Below are 19381 nucleotides of genomic sequence, written 5' to 3'. Positions count from 1 at the left end.
TCTCTCGACGGCTGGGAGGCAAGCGCGCGAGAGCCGGTCGCCGCAGCGCCTGGGCCGCGCCTGCTCGAATTTTCGGCGGTGAGTGGTAAAAATGTATGCAACTGAAACGTGAAAATACGAGAGCCTGCACGCTGATAGAGTTTGGTTAACGGATATCCGCTAATTTAGGGGCGTCTCACCCAGAAAGGGCGCGCAGGATGCCATTCTTCAGATCCCATGAAGTTAGTGCAAAACTCGAGGCGTTTGACAAATCGCAGGCCGTTATCGAATTCGAGATGGACGGAACGATCGTCACGGCGAACCCCAATTTCCTGAACGCCATGGGGTACCGGCTCGACGAGATCGCGGGCAAGCATCACAGCATGTTCGTGGCTGCGGAACTTCGCGAGGGGGCCGAGTACCGCGAATTCTGGGAGGCACTGCGCCGGGGTGAGTACCAGTCGCGCGAGTTTCTGCGGGTCGCCAAGGGCGGCAGGCCGGTCTGGATCCAGGCGTCCTACAATCCGCTGCTGACCCGCAGCGGCAAGCCTTTCAAGGTGGTCAAGCTCGCCACCGACATTACCGAGCAGAAACTCCGGAATGTCGATTACGAAGGCCAGATCAAGGCCATTCACAAGTCGCAGGCCGTGATCGAATTCAATCCCGACGGCACCGTCATCACCGCGAACGACAATTTCCTGAAGACCCTTGGCTACCGGCTGGACGAAATCCAGGGCAAGCATCACAGCATGTTCGTCGAGCCCGCGTACCGGGACAGCGCGGCCTATCGCGAGTTCTGGGATTCGCTGCGCCGTGGCGATTATCAGGCGGCCGAGTACAAGCGCCTTGGCAAGGGCGGCAAGGCGATCTGGATTCAGGCCTCCTACAATCCGATTACGGGGGCGGACGGCAAGCTCGCCAAGGTGGTCAAGTTCGCCACCGACACGACGGCCCAGGTTGAAGACCGCCTTCGCCGTAGCGAGTTGCAGAAATCCATCGACATCGATCTCGGGCAGATCACCGAAGCGGTGGCTTCGGCGTCCGAACGGGTGACATCCGTTGCAAGCGCCTCGACGCAGACCTCCTCCAACATGCAGGCGGTTGCCTCCGGTGCGGAGGAGCTTGCGGCGTCCGTCAGCGAGATCAGCCGCCAGTCGTCAGACGCGCTCACCATTTCGATGCAGGCCGTGAAGCAGGCCAATGAAACAAGCACCATCGTGTCGGGTCTTGCCGTCGCCGCCCAGAAGATCGGCGACGTGGTCAAGCTCATCAACAACATCGCCGAACAGACCAACCTGCTGGCGCTCAATGCCACCATTGAGGCGGCGCGCGCCGGCGAGGCGGGCAGGGGCTTTGCGGTGGTGGCGTCGGAGGTGAAAAGTCTCGCGACCCAGACCGCCAAGGCCACCGATGAAATCAGCGCGCAGATCGCTGAGGTTCAGGGAACCACGACCAGCGCGGTCAATGTCATCGAGGCGATCACCCAGACGATCTCGCGCGTTAACGAAATCTCGGCGGCAATCGCGGCCTCGGTGGAAGAGCAGGCGGCCGTGACCCAAAGCATTTCGGAAAATATGCAGGTGGCGGCGCGGGGCGTGACCGACATCAACGCCAACATGAACGACATCGCCGAGGCGACGCGTTCCGTCGATGAATCGACCCGCAAAGTCAGGGAAGCCTCGCGCGCGCTGGGATAACCCGGCGCTCCAGCGATCGAAATTGCGGGCGAAATGTCAGGCGCAAGACATTTCGCCCGATTGCTTTGTGGCCATCTCGCCGGCGCGGTGAGTGGCCAACGAGAGGCGCCGGCGGTGGTCCGGTGCTTCCGCTCTTCTCCCCGCAACCGGCCCGTGGCATTGTCCGGCCGAACAAACACCGGCCTGCGTAAGAGCCGCGTCCTGGGAGAAATTCGATGAGTTCGAACGCGCAAAGTGTCTTCAATTTCGATCTGGGCGAGACCGCCGATGCGATCCGCGAGACCGTCCGTGATTTTTCGCAGAACGAGATCGCGCCGCGCGCCGAGGAGATCGACAAGAGCAATCAGTTCCCGCGCGATCTGTGGCCCAAGATGGGCGAACTAGGTCTGCTCGGCATGACCGTCGAGGAAGAGTACGGCGGCTCGGGTCTGGGTTACCTCGAACATTGTATCGCGATGGAGGAAATCTCCCGCGCGTCCGCGTCGGTCGGTCTCTCGTATGGCGCGCACTCCAATCTTTGCGTCAATCAGATCCGCCGCAACGGCAACGATGCCCAGAAGAGGAAGTATCTTCCGAAGCTGATCTCGGGCGAGCATGTCGGCGCGCTGGCGATGTCCGAGCCGGGCGCCGGGTCCGACGTGGTGTCGATGACGACGCGCGCCGACAAGAAGGGCGATCGTTACGTCATCAACGGCAACAAGATGTGGATCACCAACGGGCCGATTGCCGAGACGCTCGTGGTTTACGCCAAGACCGATCCGGCGGCGGGCCCGCGCGGCATGACCGCGTTCCTGATCGAAAAGGGCATGAAGGGATTCTCCACCGCGCAGAAGCTCGACAAGTTCGGGATGCGCGGCTCCGACACCGCTGAACTCGTGTTCGAGGATTGCGAGGTGCCGGAAGAAAATGTGCTGGGTCACGTCGGGCGCGGCGTCAACGTGCTGATGTCCGGCCTCGACTACGAACGCGCCGTGCTGGCCGCCGGACCGCTCGGCATCATGCAGGCCTGCCTCGACGTGGTGATGCCCTACATCCACGAACGCAAGCAGTTCGGTCAGCCCATCGGCAACTTCCAGCTCGTGCAGGGTAAAGTCGCCGACATGTACGTGGCGATGAATGCGTCGCGCGCCTACGTCTATGCTGTCGCGAAAGCCTGCGACCGCGGCGAGACCACGCGCGAGGATGCGGCCGGCGCGATCCTGTACGCGGCGGAACGCGCGACCGAATGCGCGCTCGACGCGATCCAGTTGCTCGGCGGCAACGGCTACATCAACGACTATCCCACCGGGCGATTGCTGCGCGACGCCAAGCTCTATGAGATCGGCGCTGGCACCAGTGAAATCCGCCGGATGCTGATCGGACGCGAGCTGTTCGAAAAGACGGCGTAGTTCGTTCTACTTCGCCCCGCGCTTACTGCGGCAGGTTGTTGATCTTTGCGACCCAGGCCCGCACCTCGGGCAGGATCGCAGGCAGCAGGCCGCGGACTTCATCGACGGTCATCCCGGCCTTGATGCGCGGATCGTACAGGATGTTCATGATGTACTGGTCGTACACGTCGAAGAATCCCATCGAGACCTCGTCGTTGAACATGGTCCACGGCACCGTGTCGGTGTCGTTGATCGGCCCGAGCGATTGCAGCAGTTCCTCGTAGGCGCAATCCAGAAACACGAAGTCGCCGTTGTCGACCGTGAGGATCACATCCGAGCGCTGGATCTCGTAGTTGTCGTTCTTGCGGAATCCCGAGAGACATTGCGGGTCCAGCGAGTCGTGAATTTCCTTGGCTTTCTCGGCGCCATAGAACGCCGTGATCGTTTTCTGAAGGTCGCGGTCGCGGACCAGCGTGATGATGGTGTTGGCATCGTCGCGCTTGTGCGCCATGGCAATGTCGAGATGCTGGACGCGCTTTCCGATGTCGCCGACCACCTTTCCGATCTGCTTCTGGCGGTCGGGGCGGGTGGAGCCGTCGATGAAGACGCGTACCGGCATCTGATATTTGCGGATGCGGTCGACGCGCCCGGCGAGATGATATTCCGCGCCGAATGCCGTCTTCAGGAAACCGTCGATGATTTCCGTGTCGGTGAATGTCTTTTTTTCAATGCGCTGGCGCGCGCCGACGGACATTTCCGCGAACGCCGGCAGCGACACGCAGAGCGCGAGACCCAGCGCTACTGCGATGCCGGGCGCGAGGCGCCACATTGTGAGAGATGCTCTCATTGCAGCCAGAGCTACCGGTGGCGAGGTCTGCGCGCAAGGGAACTGGCAGGCTATATGACGATAAAACGACAAAGACCGGCCGCGAGGGCCGGTCTTTGAGGATTTTTTGGCAGGGTCCGATCCGTCGTGACGGCTCTCAACCTCTGCCTTGTTTCTGATCTCAGTTCTTGACGATCACGGTCGCGCCGACCGAGACGCGGTTGTAGAGATCGATCACGTCGTCGTTGACCATGCGGAAGCAGCCCGAGGAGACGGCCTGGCCGATGGTCTCCGGCTCGTTGGAGCCGTGGATGCGGTAAAGCGTCGAGCCGAGATACATGGCGCGCGCGCCGAGCGGATTGTCGGGACCGCCGACCATATGGCGCGGCAGGTCCGGGCGGCGGCGCAGCATCTGCGCCGGCGGCGTCCAGCTCGGCCATTCCTTCTTCGCGGTGATGCGGTGAACGCCGCCCCAGCGGAAGCCGTCGCGGCCCACGCCGATACCGTAGCGCAGCGCGCGGCCGCCTTCCTGAACCAGATACAGCCGGCGTTCCCTGGTATCGACGATGATCGTGCCCGGCGCGTAATTGCCCTGAAAGCTGACCGTCGTGCGGGGGACAGGACCTGATCCGCCTCCGCCGCGATTCATTCCGAAAATATCCAGAAACGGGTTGAATTCCTGATCCGCCATCGCGAACCCGGAGCCGGCGACCAGGGTCGCTGCGGTAAGAATTACGGTCAAAAGGCGCGTCATTAGAATCCTCGTAAAAGCCCGTCAGACGGTGCCGGAAAAAGATCAGCGAGCGAAGCGCGGCGTCGAAGCTCACAGGTGCCACGAACCCGCGAGAAAGGCCACAATTTCGTTGTTTTCGCAACCCACGGACGCGTGATGGCGTAGCCCCATGCGTCCGGAGCCTTTGACGAACTGTCATAAGGATGGTTGATCTGATCCAGTGTGGTGGTTCGCAAGTCCGCATCAATTTTGAAGCGCGTCCTGTTTGCGGACTTGCGAACCAAAACCACACTGGGATTATGGGATTCTATTGTCCTTTTGAATCCGAAGTTCGCCATGGGGCGCGCTGCGAAATGAGGCGAACTTCGGATTCAGGACACTAGCTCAATAAGAAACCTTGAAAGGGAGTGACTCGATGAACGGTGCGGAAAGCCTGGTGCGAACTTTGGTCGCGGGCGATGTGAATGTCTGCTTCGCCAATCCGGGAACATCGGAGATGCACTTCGTCGCGGCGCTCGATCGTGTCGACGGTATGCGGTGCGTGCTCGGTCTGTTCGAAGGCGTCGTGACCGGCGCCGCCGATGGTTACTACCGGATGGCCGGGAAGCCGGCATCGACCTTGCTGCATCTGGGACCGGGCCTCGCGAACGGTCTCGCCAACCTGCACAACGCCAAGAAGGCGCATTCCGGCATCGTCAATATCGTCGGCCAGCACGCCACCTATCACATCGAATACAACGCGCCGCTGACGTCGGACATCGAAGGCATCGCCCGGCCGATGTCGGCCTGGGTCCGCACCTCGCCGGATTCGAAATCGATCGCGCGGGATGGTGCTGCGGCGATCGCTGCGGCCAGAAGTCATCCGGGACAGATCGCGACGCTGATTTTGCCCGCCGACACCGCATGGAACGAAGCCGACGGCGTCGCGCAGGTGCCTGACGAATCGCAGCGCGCCAGTTATTCGCCGAAGGCCGTGGATGAAGCCGCCCGCGTTCTGCGCAGCGGCGAGCAGACGCTGCTGCTGCTGACCGGCAAGGCGCTCACCGAAGAGGGACTGGCGCTGGCCGCGCGAATCGCCGGAAAGACCGGATGCAAGGTGATGGGCCAGACCTACAATCCGCGCATGGCGCGCGGGCGCGGGCGTTTCTCCATCGACCGCATTCCTTACGTGATCGAGCAGGCGCTGCCGATCCTGAAGAATTTCCGCCACATCGTTCTGGTCGAGACCAACGACCCGGTGGCGTTCTTCGCCTATCCGAACAAGCCGAGCCTGTTGAAACCGGAAGGCTGCGAGGTTCATCGCATGTGTGAGGCTGGCGAGAATTCGGTTGCGGCCTTGCATGCTCTGGCGGATGCGCTCGGCGCGAAAGCTGCTGACGCCAAGCCGCAGCAACTCGTCGAACTGGCGAAACCCACCGGCGCGCTGACCCACGCCTCCATCGCGCAGGCGATTGCGATGGCCATTCCCGAAAACGCCATCGTGGTCGATGAATCGATCACCACCGGCCGCGGTTTCTTTCCGCCGACGGCTGCCGCCGCGCCGCACGACTGGCTTCAGAACATGGGCGGCTCGATCGGATTTTCGACGCCGGTTGCGACCGGTGCCGCAGTTGCATGTCCGGACCGCAAGGTGATCTGCATGGTCGGCGACGGCAGCGCGATGTACACGCTGCAGTCGCTGTGGACGCAGGCGCGCGAAGGCCTCGACGTTGTCACGGTGGTTTTCGCGAACCGCACGTATCAGATTCTCAAGGGCGAATTTGCAGGCGTCGATGCGGGCGAGCCGGGACGCAAGGCGCTCGACATGCTCAACATCGACAACCCGGCGCTCGATTGGGTGTCGCTGGCGAAGGGCATGGGCGTGTCGGGTGTATCCGTCACCACAGCCGAGGATTTTTCAAAGGCGCTCACTGACGCCGTGCGTGAAAAAGGTCCGCGGCTCATCGAAGTCCTGATGTGACATGACGAGGGAACCCGGTGCGGGCTTGCGGCGTTGACCTCCGCAAGCTGTTCACCGGATTTCCTCATGAATGTTTTTCAGGGCTCGTCATTCAGCCCCGACACCATCGCCGCCATGACGCAGGCCTTTCAGGAGGCCGTCGAGACCTTGCCGTTTCCGGTCGGGTCGGCGCGCGTTCAGGCGCTGGCGAAAAACATTGTCGAGTTGGCCGCGCAAGGCGAACGCGATCCGGAGCGCATGAAACTGTTGGCGCTGCTGGCCCTGAAATCGGCCGGGCACGGCTGACGGGGCCGCAGTCGCGCGCCGCCGGGCGGTATCATGAAAAGGTTGAATTAAGTTTTTTACAGGCTCTTGCCGCTAGGTTAGCCGTGGCCTCGGGATAGTGGTCCGATTCCAACATTCGCATTCCGTTTCGGCAGGCATTTTTGCGAATGTTGGAATCAAAGGACCACTAGAAATATAAGCTCTGGTGGAGTTTTGGATTTGTCATTCGCGTCGCGGACTCGCGGCCGAGTGGGGCACGAATGTCAAATCCACTCCACCAGGTTCGTATCGCGAGGCCGTCACGTGCAAGAACTGCGGTGAGGATGATCTCATGAAAACGGTGATTGCTTTTCTTCGCGACCAAAAAGCCGCGACCGCGATCGAATACGCTCTGGTCGCGTGCGGCATCGCGGTTGCTGTCATCGGCGCGGTCAACGGTCTCGGCCTCCGGCTCGGTACCACCTACGAAAACGTCCGCGCGGCGCTCCAGTAACGTCGGTTACGTCATGCGCGGCGTCTCTTTCCTGAATCCGTGACGGCTTCCCTTCGTTCAGCCCACGCCAATATCAACGAACACAGCGCGGCTGGAATCGCACCCATCAAGGCTGTGGTCACATCTAGACCTGGCTGACCAAGGGAGCGTGCGACAAGCTCTGCCAGGATAGCCGCGACCGGCATCGTCGCGATGAGGCGCACGTAAAGCGGCTGGCGCGACAGCGCCCAGTCTACTCCTGCCGTCAGCCAGGCGGGGACAATTGCGAGCACGTATGCGTACCCCATCAGCCAGGTCAGGAAGCCGATTCCGGGAGGATCGCGGAGCAGCACCGGATCGGCGGCAATGTAAACGAGCGGCACGAGTGGCGGAAAGAGAACCGTGAAAATCAGAAACCGCTTCATGTAAGCTCCCAAAACTGTTGGTCGCCTTTAACAAGGTTTGCGTTCACGTTGATACGCGAAGATTTTTGAGCATTGTGTGCACAAGCTAGTGCGTTGAGCGGGCGTCAAAGATCCTTCAACGCAATGATCTTTTTCTTGAGCGCCAATTGCGCGCTCGCGCAACTGGAGCCGCCAGCAAGGCGTTTGCCGGTAAAATGAGAGTGTCTGGAATGGACGGCCCGCTCAACTGGCAGCCTTAATCCACCGACTGTGCCACATAGGCTACTTTACGACAGTCCGCTTTCGCCTAAAGTGCTTCCCTGCTCTGGGCATTCGTTGGGGTATCGAATGAAGAAGCTTTTAATTGCTGCTGCTGTTGCCGCTCTCTCCGCAACCGCTGCGCAGGCCGCAGATGTTGCGGCCCGGACTTACACAAAAGCCCCGCCGATGGCCGCCGCGCCTTATAATTGGTCGGGCATTTATCTGGGCGTGAATGTCGGCGGTGCACAGACACGATGGGACGGATCGTTTGTCTTGCCGCCAGCCGCCACCGTTGGCTCTCGATCTACAACTGGCATCGTTGGGGGCTTTGTTGGCGCTCAATACCAATGGCAGTGGCTGGTTGTCGGCATCGAGGGGCAAGTTGCAACCCTTTTCGACAACCAGTTCAATGGTTCGGTGTGTACTCCGCCAGCAGCTTGTGGGGGCACCGCCGTCTACCAGACCCGATTTACAGATGCGCTCTATACCGGGGGCGGCCGCGTTGGCGTCGCTCTGGATAAATGGATGCCTTACTTCACTGGCGGATACGCAGCAACGAAGCTTGACTATCGAGGTTTCAACCCAGCCGTACCGGCTTTCTTTGCGTCGTCGAGCAACAATCGAGACGGCTACTACGTCGGCGGCGGCGTGGACTGGGCTATCTATCAGAACTGGATCGTTGGCGTAGAATATCGCCACTACGACTTCGGAACGCAAACCGTGTTTCCCGTGACACCTGCCGGAACGCCCGCCATTGAACAAAACAACGTAGCGGCCAAGATTGACTCGGTCACAGCCCGGCTCAGCTACAAGTTCAACTGGAGCGGCCCTGTTGTTGCGAAATACTGATCTTGGTGGGCGCACAAGGGATCGAACCTTGGACCTCTCCCGTGTGAAGGGAACGCTCTCCCGCTGAGCTATGCGCCCGGGAACGGCCGGTGACGGCCGCGCAGGCCGGGATTTACGGAACGGCAGGCCATAGTGTCAAGCGCGGCCTGTCCGCCTGACGGGATTTCGCCTTAAATCGCCAGTGAAAGCGTGATCTTGCCGGTGAAATGCGGCGGAATGCGTCAGGTCGGCTGGCGCGCACGGGAGGCATGGGCCTGCAAGGCCCGGATGCGCTCGGCGAGGGTGCCGCGCGCCTCGGTCGTCGCTCCATTCGCGGATGCGCCGTTCGGAGCTGATCCGTTCGCCGTGGTGGCTTTGACGATGGCGCTGATCGCGGGCTTCTGTTCCTCCGACGCGAGGATTGCTTCAATCGGCGAGTCCGGGCCTTCGAGCGTCACGGCGAGCTTCGCGACCTCGGCGGCGATGTCGTTGATGCGTTCGCGCAGCAGCGCATTTTCCATCCGCTCGGTGGACCAGGAACTCTCGGCCTGCTGCTGGATGAGATTGATGTCGCGCTGAAGTTTCGCGCGCTCGTCGCGGGCGACGCCGAGTTGTTCTTCGAGCGAGGCTTTTTCGGCGCGAAGTTTTTCCACCGCCGCCGAATTGCCGGCGCCCGAGGTCATGTCCTCGCGCAGTTTCTGCTCGGTCTGTTTCGCGGCCTCGGCCTGCTGGCGCAGCAGGTTGTTCTCGTATTCGCGTTCGGCGAGGATCTTGCCCTGCAGGGCGAGACGGTTTTCGAGATCGGTGACGCGCGCCGACAGCATCTCGGTCTCTTTGGTCTGCAATACAAGCTGACGGTCGAGATCGCCGACCCGTCCGTTTAAATCTTCCACTTTTCCACGCGCGGCGCTCAACTCGCGCGTCGCGATGTCCGCTTCGTTGCGATGATCGGTGAGCCGCTGCTGGCTGCCGGCGAGGTCCTTCTCGGCGTCGCTGACGCGGTTTTGCAGAACCTCGATCTGGCTGCGGACCGCGACCAGTTCGATCTGGCGGCTTTCGGCCGTCATCGAGCGCTCGGACAATTCGCTGTTGAGCTTCGCCAGTTCGGTCTGCTTGTCGGAGAACTGCTGTTCGGCGGTTCGCAGCAACTGCGTTTTGGTGGCGAATTCTTCCTCGGTCGCGCGCAACTGATCCTTCAGCGCTTTCTCGCGCGCTTCGAGGGAGAAGATCGCGGCGTTCTTTTCGCCAAGCTCGATCTTGAGGCGATTGATCGCGTCCGATTTCTTGCCGAGGTCGGCAAGCTGGCTGCTGGTCTTGTTCTTGAGCTGCTCGACGCTCATTTCGAGCCGGCGCGCGGACATTGCGAACTCGGCGCGCAACTGATCCTTGTCGGCCTGAATTTCGGCCATCGAGAGCGGAGTCGCGGCCTCAAGCCGTTTCGTCGTCAGCCGCACCGCACGGTTATGCACCAGCGGCACGATCATCAGACCGAACAGCATCGAGACCAGAAAACCGATCGCCAGATACATGATCGGCTCGACCATAGGCATTATCCCTGCGCCAGAATTAACGCGGTCACCATGCCATGGCGGGCGGGGAAAAAGCTAGCCGGACAGTGCGTTAACGTGAATCCGCCGGGCCGCTCGAAAGCGCGCCCGCAAGGCCGTTCCGGTAAAGCCGGACGGCAGCGTCAGAAGGGATTCCAGGTCGCGCGCGGGGTGAACTTCAGGTAGCCGATGTTGGCGCCCAGCCGCAGGCCGACGCCGGACCGGATCGGGACCAGCACGATGCCGTTCGCCGTCAGCGCCGTCATGCCGAATCCGCCGATGATGTAGGCGGAGCCGTCGATGCCGGCGAAGCGCTGATAGATCGCGTCGGTGGCGGGCAGATTGTAGACCAGCACCATGGTGCGTGCGCCGTCGCCGCCCCAGTCGAAGCCGACCGACGGCCCCTGCCAGTAGACCCGCAAATCGCCGGCGTTCTTGGTGTAGAGCGTGCCTTCGCCATAACGCAGACCGGCGACGAAAGCGCCGCTGCCTTCCTCTCCGAGCACGTAGCCGTTGGGCAGGCCCCATTGGCTGACAGCGCGCTCGATCACCGAGGCGAGGCCCCGGGACACGCCGCCGAAGAACCGGTGGCCTGCTGCCGACAGTTCGTCGGGGCCATAGCTGCTGCCGCCGGCGCGCTGCTGGGCAGAAGCCGGCATCGCCAGGGAAATCGTCGCTGCAAATACCAGCGCCGCAACACGCGAAGCGAAGGTCATGAAAGAAAACCCCTTGGAGCACCAGATGGCGGAGTTTCATGTCCATCGCTTAACCCCTTGCTGACAAGCACAGGCCTAAGCTGCGGTCCCACGTCCCCGACTCGAATGTTTATCGGCATCAACTATGACGGCACGGCGGCAGGAAGACAAAGGGCTCTACCTTAGAATTGCCTGCCTTGCGGTCCTTGCGGGCGCTGCCGGGCTGGCCGGACCGTGCGCCGGAGCATGGGCGGCGGTCACTGAACGGGTGGTCGTCAACCGCCACAGCGGCCTTGCCATCGATGGTTTCGATCCGGTGGCCTATTTCACGGATGCCGAGGCGGCCAAAGGACAGCCTGCGGTCGAGGCCAACGAGGGCGGGAGCATCTGGCGCTTCCGGAATGAAGCCAACAGGGCCATTTTTCTGGCCCATCCGGAGATTTACGGACCCCAATTCGGCGGCTACGACCCCATCGACGCCGCGCGGGGCAAGATCGTCGCGGGACGGCCCCAGTTGTGGCTGATTTCGGGCGGGCGGCTTTATCTGTTCAGCCGCGAAGACAACCGCAGCGCCTTCGCGGCCGATCCGAAGGGCGTGCTGAAACAGGCCGGGAGCAACTGGCCGGTGCTGGTGGAAACCCTCTCGAGCTACTGATCCAAGCTTCTTGGTCGAAGGTTACCGGCCACAGTGGCCGGGTCGCCCCATGCGATGAATTCCGGAACCAGAAAGCCCTCGCGGGCCTCCCCGAAGCGCAGGGCGGCTCCCTTGCTGTCCGTGATTCTGCCGCCTGCCGCCGTGACCACGGCATGACCGGCCGCCACGTCCCATTCGGATGTCGGCGACAGCCGGGGGTAGATGTCGGCGCCGCCCTCGGCGACGCGGCCGAACTTGACCGCCGAGCCCAGGGCTTGCCGGATCGCTCCGGGGCGGGCTGCGATGAAGGCTTCGGTCCGCTCGTCGCCGTGCGACCGGCTCACCGCCACGATCCACGCACCGCCCGGCGCGGGGTGAGGGCGGGTCCGGATCGGCTGGGCCGAACGGGTTTTGCCGTCTTTCGTCACCATCAGCCGCTCCGATTGCCGGCCCACAAGTCCGCGCCAGACCAGCCCAAGCGCGGGCGCGGCGATGATCCCGAGAAGCGGCACGCCGGAACTGATGAGCGCGACATTGACGGTATATTCGTCGCGCCCGGCGATGAACTCCTTGGTGCCGTCCAGCGGATCGACCAGAAAAAAGCTGTGTCCGTAAGGGCGCTCGGCCAGATGGGTGCGTTCTTCCGACAGCGCGGTGATGTGCGGCGCGAGTTTGCTCAATCCGCTCGCAATGATGCCGTCGGCGGCCATATCCGCTTCCGTCACCGGCGAGCCGTCGGACTTGCCGTCGATCTGCATGGTAGAACGGCTCACCGCGAGGATGGCCGCGCCGGCCGCGACCACGATGTCCGTCAATGGCTCCATCAGGGCTGCCGCAGCATCCACATCGATCGCAGGCCCGGAGGTTTTGGTCATTGATCGGTCCCGGTTGCGCGCATATTGGCCTTCAATCCGCTGCGGTTGCTGTGGTTCATATTCCCTCGTCGGTGGCAGCAGAAGCAGCCGCAGTGTATCAAATCATAGAGCAGGCGTGATTCGCCGCGTCAGCACCGCGCAGCCTTATCGTTATCGTGGTTGCAGGAAATCGCCGAGAATCTCAAGACAATCCAAGGAATCTCATGTCTGGCACGTCGACCCCCGGTCCCACTCCCGACGCTCTCGAACTCGCCGCGCTGATGTGCTCGCGTGTCTGTCACGATCTCATCAACCCCGTCGGCGCGATCGTCAACGGCCTTGAGGTGTTCGACAGCAGCAATAAGGAAGACGACAAGGAGTTCGCGCTCGACCTGATCCGCAAGAGCGCGAAATCCACCTCCGCGCGGCTGCAGTTCTGCCGCATCGCCTACGGCGCCGCAGGATCGGCTGGCTCGCAGATCGATCTCGGCGAGGCGCAGAAGATGACGCGCAATCATCTCGAGGACGAGAAGACCAAGATCGTCTGGAATCTGCCGCACGTCCTGATGGCGAAGAACCGGGTCAAGCTGCTGCTGAACATGTTCGTCATCGCGCAGCAGGCGATCCCGCGCGGCGGCCAGCTCATCGTCGATCCTGTCGGCGAGGCCGACACGATGGGCTTCACGATTCGCGCCGCCGGCACCAACGCCCGCGAGCCACAAAACGTCGCGGCTCAATTGAACCTCGACAATGCCGGGTCGGTTTCCGCCCATGCCGTCCAGCCTTATTACACGGCGCTGCTGGCGCAGGCCTGCGGGCTGAAGGTGACGCTCGCGGCAGAGCCCGACGCGGTGACCGTCACCGCGGCCTGACGTCCGGTTCTGACGTTCGCGTCGGCCGCATCTTCATAAACTCTTAATGATCGGCGCCCCGGAGAGCACGTCTTTCCGGGGCGATGCCTATTAGCGCTTTGTTCAGCGCGTTCTTTTCTGATTACTCAACCATTATTAAACGCTTTGTGTTGAAACTGACTGCATTCGGGAGGCGTGCGTTGCACGCCCGTTTTGCGTGAAGGCCTGGTTTCATGGACGATCTGTTGCGTGAATTTCTGACCGAGACCAATGAGAGTCTCGACACTGTCGACAATCAGCTGGTTCGTTTCGAGCAGGATCCGAACAACGCAAAAATTCTCGATAACGTTTTCCGGCTCGTTCACACGATCAAGGGGACCTGCGGCTTTCTCGGATTGCCGCGCCTGGAAGCGCTCGCCCACGCCGCCGAGACGCTGATGGGAAAATTCCGCGACGGAATGCCGGTCACCGGTGCCGCCGTCACGCTGATCCTGAGCACGATCGACCGCATCAAGGAAATTCTCGGACAACTCGAAGCGACCGAGGCCGAACCGGAAGGCGCCGACGTCGATCTGATCGACGCGCTTCATCATATGGTCGATCAGGGCATGGCTGCGATGGCGGCGCCTGCTGCCCCGGCCGCCGCGACGGCTGGCGTCATGACCGGTCAGACGCTCGAGCGCGAACTGCGCCCCGGCGAGGTCTCGCTGGATGAGCTGGAACGCGCGTTCCGCGAAACCGAAATGGAAATTCCCTCGCCGCCGATTGCTCCCGCTCCCGCGCCGGCTCCGAAGCCGGCCGCCGCGAAGCCAGCGCCGAAGCCGAAAAAGCCGGTGATCGAGAACGACACCGCCGAAGGCGACAAGGTCGCCAACCAGTCGATCCGCGTCAACGTCGATACGCTCGAACATCTGATGACGATGGTGTCCGAGCTGGTGCTGACCCGCAACCAGTTGCTCGAGATCAGCCGCCGCAACGAGGACTCAGAGTTCAAGGTGCCGCTGCAGCGGCTCTCCAACGTCACCGCCGAATTGCAGGAAGGCGTCATGAAGACGCGCATGCAGCCGATCGGCAACGCCTGGCAGAAGCTGCCGCGCATCGTGCGCGACCTGTCGAGCGAACTCGGCAAGCAGATCGAACTTGAGATGCACGGCGCGGATACCGAACTCGACCGTCAGGTGCTCGACCTGATCAAGGATCCGCTGACGCACATGGTCCGCAACTCGGCCGATCACGGCCTTGAGTCGACCGCCGACCGCGTTGCCGTCGGCAAGCCGGAGCAGGGCACGATCCGCGTCTCCGCCTATCATGAGGGCGGCCATATCATCATCTGCATTGCCGATAACGGGCGCGGCCTGAACACCGAGCGCATCAAGGCGAAAGCGGTTTCCAACGGGCTGGCGACCGAAGCCGACATCGACAAGATGTCCGAAGCGCAGATCCACAAGTTCATATTCGCGCCCGGCTTCTCGACGGCCGCGGCGGTGACGAGTGTCTCGGGTCGCGGCGTCGGCATGGACGTGGTCCGCACCAATATCGACCAGATCGGCGGCACCATCGACGTGAAGTCGGTGCCGGGCGAGGGGTCGAGCTTCACCATCAAGATTCCGCTGACGCTGGCGATCGTCTCCGCGCTGATCGTGGAAGCCGCCGGCGACCGTTTTGCGATTCCGCAATTGTCCGTGGTCGAACTCGTCCGCGCCCGCTCCAATTCGGAGCATCGCATCGAGCGCATCAAGGACACGCCGGTGCTCCGGCTGCGCAACAAGCTGCTGCCTCTGATGCATCTGAAGAAACTTCTGAAGATCGACGACGGCGCGGAGATCGACCCCGAGAACGGCTTCATCGTGGTCACGCAGGTCGGCAACCAGACATTCGGCATCGTCGTCGACGGCGTTTTTCATACCGAGGAAATCGTCGTCAAGCCGATGTCCACCAAGCTCCGCCATATCGGGATGTTCTCGGGCAATACGATTCTCGGCGACGGCGCGGTCATCATGATTATCGATCCGAACGGGATCGCCCAGTCGCTCGGGACCGCGGCCGCGACGCAAAGCGAGATCGGAGATGAAAGCGCGGCGATGCGCACGAATTCCGACGCGCAGCTGACGTCCCTGCTGGTGTTCCGCGCCGGATCGGCGCAGCCGAAGGCGGTGCCGTTGGCGCTGGTCACGCGGCTCGAAGAAATCGCGGTCGAGAAGATCGAGTTCTCGAACGGCCGCTACATGGTTCAGTACCGCGAGCAGCTCATGCCGCTGGTGGAGATCGAAGGCGTGTCGCTGCGGGAAAACGGCGTGCAGCCCATCCTCGTGTTCTCGGACGATGGCCGTTCGATGGGCCTCGTGGTCGATGAGATCATCGACATCGTCGAGGAGCATCTGAGCATCGAAGTGGCAAGCACCCGCGATGGCGTGCTGGGCTCGGCCGTCGTGAAGGGCCAGGCCACCGAAGTGATCGATGTCGGACATTTCCTGCCGATGGCCTTCGCGGATTGGTTCAACCGCAAGGAAATGCGCCCGTCGGCGAACGCCCAGACCGTCCTGCTGGTGGATGACTCGGCATTTTTCCGCAACATGCTGGCGCCGGTGCTGAAAGCCGCGGGCTATCGCGTGACCGTCGCGCAGAGCGGACAGGAAGGTTTGACCGTGCTGCGTTCCGGCAACCAGTTCGATGTGGTCCTGACCGACATCGAAATGCCGGACATGAACGGGTTCGAGTTCGCCGAGGCCATCCGCGCCGACCGGCGCACCGAAGCGATGCCGATCATCGCGCTGTCGTCGCTGGTTTCGCCGGCCGCCATCGAGCGCGGCCGTCAGGCCGGCTTCCACGATTATGTCGCGAAGTTCGATCGTCCGGGACTGATCGCGGCGCTGAAGGAACAGACCGCCGATATGACTCAGGCGGCGTAAGGAAAATGACCATGGATGCAAACGTCGAGAGCGCCGACCGCGGGATCACCGAATACGTGACCGCGATGATCGGCGGCCAATTGTTCGGACTGCCGATTTCGCGGGTCCAGGACGTGTTCATGCCGGAACGGCTGACGCGGGTGCCGCTGGCGTCGGCTGACGTCGCCGGTGTTCTCAATCTCCGTGGCCGGATCGTCACCGCGATCGATATGCGCGCGCGTCTCGGTCTCTCCAGGAACGACGACGGCCGTCCCCCGATGGCGGTGGGTGTCGATCTGCGCGGCGAGTCCTACGGCCTGTTGATCGACAGCATCGGAGAGGTTCTCAAGCTTGCCGACGACAGCCGCGAGGTGAACCCGGTCAATCTCGATCCGCGGATGGCGAAGATGGCCGGCGGCGTCCATCGGCTCGATGGACAATTGATGGTGGTCCTCGATGTCGATCGCGTTCTGGAGATCGCGCCAGACATGATGGCCGCCTGACGATTTAAAAGAAGAATTTGGGAAGCAACGCACAAGATCCCGTCGAGCGCCGCCAAGCGGGAACGGCAGAAACATGAGGCTAAAATGAAGACATGTTTGATCGTTGACGATTCGAGCGTCATCCGGAAAGTCGCGCGGCGCATCCTGGAAGGTTTGGACTTCCAGATCGTCGAGGCCGAGGACGGCGAGAAGGCCATGGAAGTCTGCAAGCGCGGAATGCCGGACGCAATCCTGCTCGACTGGAACATGCCCGTGATGGACGGTTATGAATTCCTGCGCAACCTGCGCCTGATGCCCGACGGCGACAGGCCAAAGGTGGTGTTCTGCACCACCGAGAACGATGTCGCGCATATCGCGCGCGCGCTGCACGCCGGCGCGAACGAGTACATCATGAAGCCGTTCGACAAGGAAATCGTGACGGCGAAGTTTCATGAGGTCGGCCTGATCTGACGCTGTGCTGGAACGGCGGCCTGCGGCCGCCGTCCGGATCGTTTGTCTGAAGTCGTTCTGTTACCTTCGGTTGCGTAGAGTTGGTTGTCCTGATGAGCGTTGCAGTCCTGAATCCGCCCGGCTCGGCTGCACAACGGCATGAACCGTTGCGCGTCATGGTGGTCGACGACTCCGCCGTCATTCGGGGACTGATTTCCCGCTGGATCGAGGCCGAGCCCGACCTGACGGTCGCCGCGTCAATCCGGACCGGGCTGGACGCCGTCAATCAGGTCTCGCGCGTCGATCCCGATGTTGTCGTTCTCGATATCGAAATGCCGGACATGGACGGCATCTCGGCGCTGCCGTTGCTGCTCGAGAAGAAGCGCAACCTCGTCATCATCATGGCGTCGACCCTGACCCGCCGGAATGCGGAAATCAGTTTCAAGGCGCTGTCGCTCGGTGCGGCAGATTACATTCCAAAGCCCGAGAGCACCCGCGAGATTTCCGCCGCCGACATCTTCAAGCGGGATCTGATCGAAAAAATCCGCCATCTCGGCGCGCGGCTGCGCCGTTCGGCGGTCGTTCCCAGCCCTTCGCTTTCGCCAGCGGCGGAACCGGCGCGCGCGCCGCTGCCACGGACGCCGGCCGGCACGCTGCCGCCGGTCGCCCATCCGAAGCTGGTGATCCGGCCGTTCAGCGCCGCGCCGCCGCGCGTTCTCCTGATCGGTTCATCGACGGGCGGTCCGCAGGCGCTGATGAGTTTGGTGGCCGGCATCGGACCTGTGATCGACCAGTATCCCGTTCTCATCACACAGCACATGCCGCCGACCTTCACGACCATTCTCGCAGAGCATCTGGGGCGCGTGAGCGGACATCCCGCCCATGAGGCCGTCGATGGCGAAGCGGTGACGGCGGGGCGGATTTATCTCGCCCCCGGTGGCCGCCATATGCGCGTCGCGCGCTCCGGCGCCGGCGCCGTCATTGCGCTCGATGACGGACCCCAGATCAATTTCTGCAAGCCGGCCGTCGATCCGCTGTTCGCGTCGGCTGTCGATGTCTGGCACGCCGGAATTCTCGCGGTCGTGCTGACCGGGATGGGATCGGACGGCTCGCGTGGCAGCAGGACCATCGTCGATGCGGGCGGCAATGTGGTCGCGCAGGATGAAGCCACCAGCGTGGTGTGGGGCATGCCGGGCGCCGTCGCCAATGCAGGACTTTGCGCGGCCGTTCTGCCGCTGAACCAGATCGCTCCAAAGGTTGTTCGTGTATTTTCGGGAGTTCGCGCGTGACACCTTTGGATTACGAGTTTCTGCGAAAGCTTCTGAAGGACCGGTCTGGATTGCTGTTGTCGTCCGACAAGCAGTATCTGATCGAAAGCCGGCTGCTGCCGCTTGCGCGCAAGGCCGGATTGGCGGGCATCGGCGAACTGGTCCAGAAGATCAAGGCCGGCTCGGAAGCAACGGTCGTCGATGTGGTCGAGGCGATGACCACCAACGAAACATTCTTCTTCCGCGACAAGGTGCCGTTCGAAAACGTTCGCGACACCGTTCTTCCCCAGTTGCTGAAGGTGCGCGCCAATCGCCGCAGCCTGCGCATCTGGTGTGCGGCGGCATCGACCGGGCAGGAGCCTTACTCGCTCGCCATGATCCTGAAGGAAGCGCTGCCCGCGGGCTGGCGCGCGGAAATCGTCGCGACCGATCTGTCTCAGGACGTTCTCGAAAAGGCGAAGTCGGGAATCTACAGCCAGTTCGAGGTTCAGCGCGGTCTGCCGATTCAGATGCTGGTGAAGCATTTCAAGCAGGTAGGCGATGTCTGGCAGCTCAATGCCGACATTCGCGCCATGGTGCGTTACCAGCAGATCAACCTGCTTCAGGATTTTTCCCATTTCGGTGTTTTCGACATCATCTTCTGCCGCAACGTGCTGATCTATTTCGACCAGCCGACCAAGATCGATGTGTTCGGTCGCATGCAGAAGGTGAACGAGCCCGACGGCTACCTTTTCCTGGGTGCCGCGGAAACGGTGATCGGGCTAACCGACGCCTATCGGTCTGCGCCGGATATGCGCGGCGTCTATATCCCCAACCCGGTGCGTTCGTCGCCATCGCTGGTGCCCGGGATGGGAACGTTCAGTCACAAGGCGGTCGCGTCGAGCTGACGCTTCACCGGAACGCGACGCGCGCGTCATTGAC

Annotated in this window: 19 protein-coding genes and 1 tRNA gene; 13 read left to right on the top strand and 7 right to left on the bottom strand. The window is 62.2% G+C overall.

What is annotated here, in order from left to right; translation table 11 throughout:
• The first annotated feature begins 197 nt into the window (after positions 1 to 197).
• Both AC1RKJ_RS08915 and AC1RKJ_RS08910 read left to right on the top strand, forming a co-directional pair.
• Positions 198 to 1676 (top strand): methyl-accepting chemotaxis protein, encoded by a 1479-nt coding sequence (locus AC1RKJ_RS08915; protein WP_492790711.1) that lies wholly within the window; start codon positions 198 to 200, stop codon positions 1674 to 1676.
• Positions 1677 to 1891: 215 nt separating this feature from the next.
• Positions 1892 to 3064 (top strand): isovaleryl-CoA dehydrogenase, encoded by a 1173-nt coding sequence (locus tag AC1RKJ_RS08910; RefSeq protein WP_492790710.1) that lies wholly within the window; start codon positions 1892 to 1894, stop codon positions 3062 to 3064.
• 22 nt (positions 3065 to 3086) lie between these two features.
• Here the strand turns inward: AC1RKJ_RS08910 and AC1RKJ_RS08905 are convergent, their stop codons facing one another.
• Together AC1RKJ_RS08905 and AC1RKJ_RS08900 are read right to left on the bottom strand one after the other, a co-directional pair.
• Positions 3087 to 3872: a DUF2927 domain-containing protein gene (locus AC1RKJ_RS08905; RefSeq protein WP_492790709.1), complete on the bottom strand. Its 786-nt coding sequence runs from the start codon at positions 3870 to 3872 to the stop codon at positions 3087 to 3089.
• 178 nt (positions 3873 to 4050) lie between these two features.
• Positions 4051 to 4623: a L,D-transpeptidase gene (locus AC1RKJ_RS08900; protein ID WP_492790708.1), complete on the bottom strand. Its 573-nt coding sequence runs from the start codon at positions 4621 to 4623 to the stop codon at positions 4051 to 4053.
• Between the two features lie 394 nt (positions 4624 to 5017).
• Here AC1RKJ_RS08900 and AC1RKJ_RS08895 point away from each other — a divergent pair, with 394 nt between their 5' ends.
• The 3 genes from AC1RKJ_RS08895 to AC1RKJ_RS08885 all read left to right on the top strand — a co-directional run bounded on the left by AC1RKJ_RS08895 (position 5018) and on the right by AC1RKJ_RS08885 (position 7319).
• A complete protein-coding gene (locus AC1RKJ_RS08895) occupies positions 5018 to 6562 on the top strand; it encodes an acetolactate synthase large subunit (protein WP_492790707.1) in 1545 nt (514 codons plus the stop codon).
• A 66-nt stretch (positions 6563 to 6628) separates the two neighbouring features.
• The gene (locus AC1RKJ_RS08890; RefSeq protein WP_492790706.1) at positions 6629 to 6847 is read left to right on the top strand and encodes a hypothetical protein; all 219 of its coding nucleotides are present in this window, start codon (positions 6629 to 6631) and stop codon (positions 6845 to 6847) included.
• Between the two features lie 310 nt (positions 6848 to 7157).
• Positions 7158 to 7319: a Flp family type IVb pilin gene (locus AC1RKJ_RS08885; protein WP_492790705.1), complete on the top strand. Its 162-nt coding sequence runs from the start codon at positions 7158 to 7160 to the stop codon at positions 7317 to 7319.
• An 11-nt stretch (positions 7320 to 7330) separates the two neighbouring features.
• Here the strand turns inward: AC1RKJ_RS08885 and AC1RKJ_RS08880 are convergent, their stop codons facing one another.
• Entirely contained in the window at positions 7331 to 7723 is a 393-nt protein-coding gene (locus AC1RKJ_RS08880) for a hypothetical protein (RefSeq protein WP_492790704.1), read from the bottom strand.
• Positions 7724 to 8050: 327 nt separating this feature from the next.
• On the opposite strand from AC1RKJ_RS08880, the gene AC1RKJ_RS08875 reads away from it, so the two are divergent.
• Positions 8051 to 8812, top strand: coding sequence for an outer membrane protein (locus AC1RKJ_RS08875; RefSeq protein ID WP_492790703.1), 762 nt, complete (start codon positions 8051 to 8053; stop codon positions 8810 to 8812).
• 3 nt (positions 8813 to 8815) lie between these two features.
• Here the strand turns inward: AC1RKJ_RS08875 and AC1RKJ_RS08870 are convergent.
• From AC1RKJ_RS08870 to AC1RKJ_RS08860, 3 genes are all read right to left on the bottom strand, one after another.
• Positions 8816 to 8890: transfer RNA gene (locus AC1RKJ_RS08870), tRNA-Val, on the bottom strand.
• A 143-nt stretch (positions 8891 to 9033) separates the two neighbouring features.
• Positions 9034 to 10335 (bottom strand): hypothetical protein, encoded by a 1302-nt coding sequence (locus tag AC1RKJ_RS08865; protein ID WP_492790702.1) that lies wholly within the window; start codon positions 10333 to 10335, stop codon positions 9034 to 9036.
• Positions 10336 to 10481: 146 nt separating this feature from the next.
• Positions 10482 to 11054, bottom strand: coding sequence for a DUF1134 domain-containing protein (locus AC1RKJ_RS08860; RefSeq protein ID WP_492790701.1), 573 nt, complete (start codon positions 11052 to 11054; stop codon positions 10482 to 10484).
• 124 nt (positions 11055 to 11178) lie between these two features.
• Here AC1RKJ_RS08860 and AC1RKJ_RS08855 point away from each other — a divergent pair, with 124 nt between their 5' ends.
• Positions 11179 to 11688 (top strand): YHS domain-containing (seleno)protein, encoded by a 510-nt coding sequence (locus AC1RKJ_RS08855; protein ID WP_492790700.1) that lies wholly within the window; start codon positions 11179 to 11181, stop codon positions 11686 to 11688.
• Here AC1RKJ_RS08855 and AC1RKJ_RS08850 read toward each other — a convergent pair.
• Positions 11682 to 12542 (bottom strand): 3'(2'),5'-bisphosphate nucleotidase CysQ family protein, encoded by an 861-nt coding sequence (locus AC1RKJ_RS08850; RefSeq protein WP_492790699.1) that lies wholly within the window; start codon positions 12540 to 12542, stop codon positions 11682 to 11684. The two genes, AC1RKJ_RS08855 and AC1RKJ_RS08850, sit on opposite strands and share 7 nt — an antisense overlap.
• 203 nt (positions 12543 to 12745) lie before the next feature.
• Between AC1RKJ_RS08850 and chpT the strand changes: the two genes are divergently transcribed.
• The 6 genes from chpT to AC1RKJ_RS08820 all read left to right on the top strand — a co-directional run bounded on the left by chpT (position 12746) and on the right by AC1RKJ_RS08820 (position 19347).
• Positions 12746 to 13393, top strand: coding sequence for a histidine phosphotransferase ChpT (chpT, locus tag AC1RKJ_RS08845; RefSeq protein ID WP_492790698.1), 648 nt, complete (start codon positions 12746 to 12748; stop codon positions 13391 to 13393).
• 212 nt (positions 13394 to 13605) lie between these two features.
• Positions 13606 to 16281 (top strand): hybrid sensor histidine kinase/response regulator, encoded by a 2676-nt coding sequence (locus AC1RKJ_RS08840; RefSeq protein ID WP_492790697.1) that lies wholly within the window; start codon positions 13606 to 13608, stop codon positions 16279 to 16281.
• An 11-nt stretch (positions 16282 to 16292) separates the two neighbouring features.
• Positions 16293 to 16763 carry a chemotaxis protein CheW gene (locus tag AC1RKJ_RS08835; RefSeq protein WP_492790696.1) on the top strand — a complete coding sequence of 157 codons (471 nt, stop codon included), beginning with the start codon at positions 16293 to 16295 and terminating at the stop codon, positions 16761 to 16763.
• 84 nt (positions 16764 to 16847) lie between these two features.
• Positions 16848 to 17213 (top strand): response regulator, encoded by a 366-nt coding sequence (locus tag AC1RKJ_RS08830; RefSeq protein ID WP_492790695.1) that lies wholly within the window; start codon positions 16848 to 16850, stop codon positions 17211 to 17213.
• A 92-nt stretch (positions 17214 to 17305) separates the two neighbouring features.
• On the top strand, positions 17306 to 18481 hold the full coding sequence (locus AC1RKJ_RS08825) for a protein-glutamate methylesterase/protein-glutamine glutaminase (protein WP_492790694.1): 1176 nt from the start codon (positions 17306 to 17308) through the stop codon (positions 18479 to 18481).
• On the top strand, positions 18478 to 19347 hold the full coding sequence (locus AC1RKJ_RS08820) for a CheR family methyltransferase (protein WP_492790693.1): 870 nt from the start codon (positions 18478 to 18480) through the stop codon (positions 19345 to 19347). The genes AC1RKJ_RS08825 and AC1RKJ_RS08820 overlap by 4 nt, the downstream gene beginning before the upstream one ends.
• Positions 19348 to 19381: the final 34 nt, after the last annotated feature.

The organism is Afipia sp. GW822-FHT04G07 (assembly GCF_058800765.1).
This window is presented reverse-complemented; position numbering and strand designations above follow the sequence as displayed.

What these genes read in the sequence shown, in the direction of transcription:
- AC1RKJ_RS08825 (WP_492790694.1), top strand. Translation starts at nt 17,306, where the DNA reads ATGAGCGTTGCAGTCCTGAATCCGCCCGGCTCGGCTGCACAACGGCAT.
- AC1RKJ_RS08850 (WP_492790699.1), bottom strand. Translation starts at nt 12,542, where the DNA reads ATGACCAAAACCTCCGGGCCTGCGATCGATGTGGATGCTGCGGCAGCC.
- AC1RKJ_RS08880 (WP_492790704.1), bottom strand. Translation starts at nt 7,723, where the DNA reads ATGAAGCGGTTTCTGATTTTCACGGTTCTCTTTCCGCCACTCGTGCCG.
- AC1RKJ_RS08915 (WP_492790711.1), top strand. Translation starts at nt 198, where the DNA reads ATGCCATTCTTCAGATCCCATGAAGTTAGTGCAAAACTCGAGGCGTTT.
- AC1RKJ_RS08875 (WP_492790703.1), top strand. Translation starts at nt 8,051, where the DNA reads ATGAAGAAGCTTTTAATTGCTGCTGCTGTTGCCGCTCTCTCCGCAACC.
- AC1RKJ_RS08840 (WP_492790697.1), top strand. Translation starts at nt 13,606, where the DNA reads ATGGACGATCTGTTGCGTGAATTTCTGACCGAGACCAATGAGAGTCTC.
- AC1RKJ_RS08885 (WP_492790705.1), top strand. Translation starts at nt 7,158, where the DNA reads ATGAAAACGGTGATTGCTTTTCTTCGCGACCAAAAAGCCGCGACCGCG.
- AC1RKJ_RS08860 (WP_492790701.1), bottom strand. Translation starts at nt 11,054, where the DNA reads ATGACCTTCGCTTCGCGTGTTGCGGCGCTGGTATTTGCAGCGACGATT.
- AC1RKJ_RS08865 (WP_492790702.1), bottom strand. Translation starts at nt 10,335, where the DNA reads ATGGTCGAGCCGATCATGTATCTGGCGATCGGTTTTCTGGTCTCGATG.
- AC1RKJ_RS08910 (WP_492790710.1), top strand. Translation starts at nt 1,892, where the DNA reads ATGAGTTCGAACGCGCAAAGTGTCTTCAATTTCGATCTGGGCGAGACC.
- AC1RKJ_RS08905 (WP_492790709.1), bottom strand. Translation starts at nt 3,872, where the DNA reads ATGTGGCGCCTCGCGCCCGGCATCGCAGTAGCGCTGGGTCTCGCGCTC.
- AC1RKJ_RS08900 (WP_492790708.1), bottom strand. Translation starts at nt 4,623, where the DNA reads ATGACGCGCCTTTTGACCGTAATTCTTACCGCAGCGACCCTGGTCGCC.
- chpT (WP_492790698.1), top strand. Translation starts at nt 12,746, where the DNA reads ATGTCTGGCACGTCGACCCCCGGTCCCACTCCCGACGCTCTCGAACTC.
- AC1RKJ_RS08855 (WP_492790700.1), top strand. Translation starts at nt 11,179, where the DNA reads ATGACGGCACGGCGGCAGGAAGACAAAGGGCTCTACCTTAGAATTGCC.
- AC1RKJ_RS08895 (WP_492790707.1), top strand. Translation starts at nt 5,018, where the DNA reads ATGAACGGTGCGGAAAGCCTGGTGCGAACTTTGGTCGCGGGCGATGTG.
- AC1RKJ_RS08835 (WP_492790696.1), top strand. Translation starts at nt 16,293, where the DNA reads ATGGATGCAAACGTCGAGAGCGCCGACCGCGGGATCACCGAATACGTG.
- AC1RKJ_RS08890 (WP_492790706.1), top strand. Translation starts at nt 6,629, where the DNA reads ATGAATGTTTTTCAGGGCTCGTCATTCAGCCCCGACACCATCGCCGCC.
- AC1RKJ_RS08830 (WP_492790695.1), top strand. Translation starts at nt 16,848, where the DNA reads ATGAAGACATGTTTGATCGTTGACGATTCGAGCGTCATCCGGAAAGTC.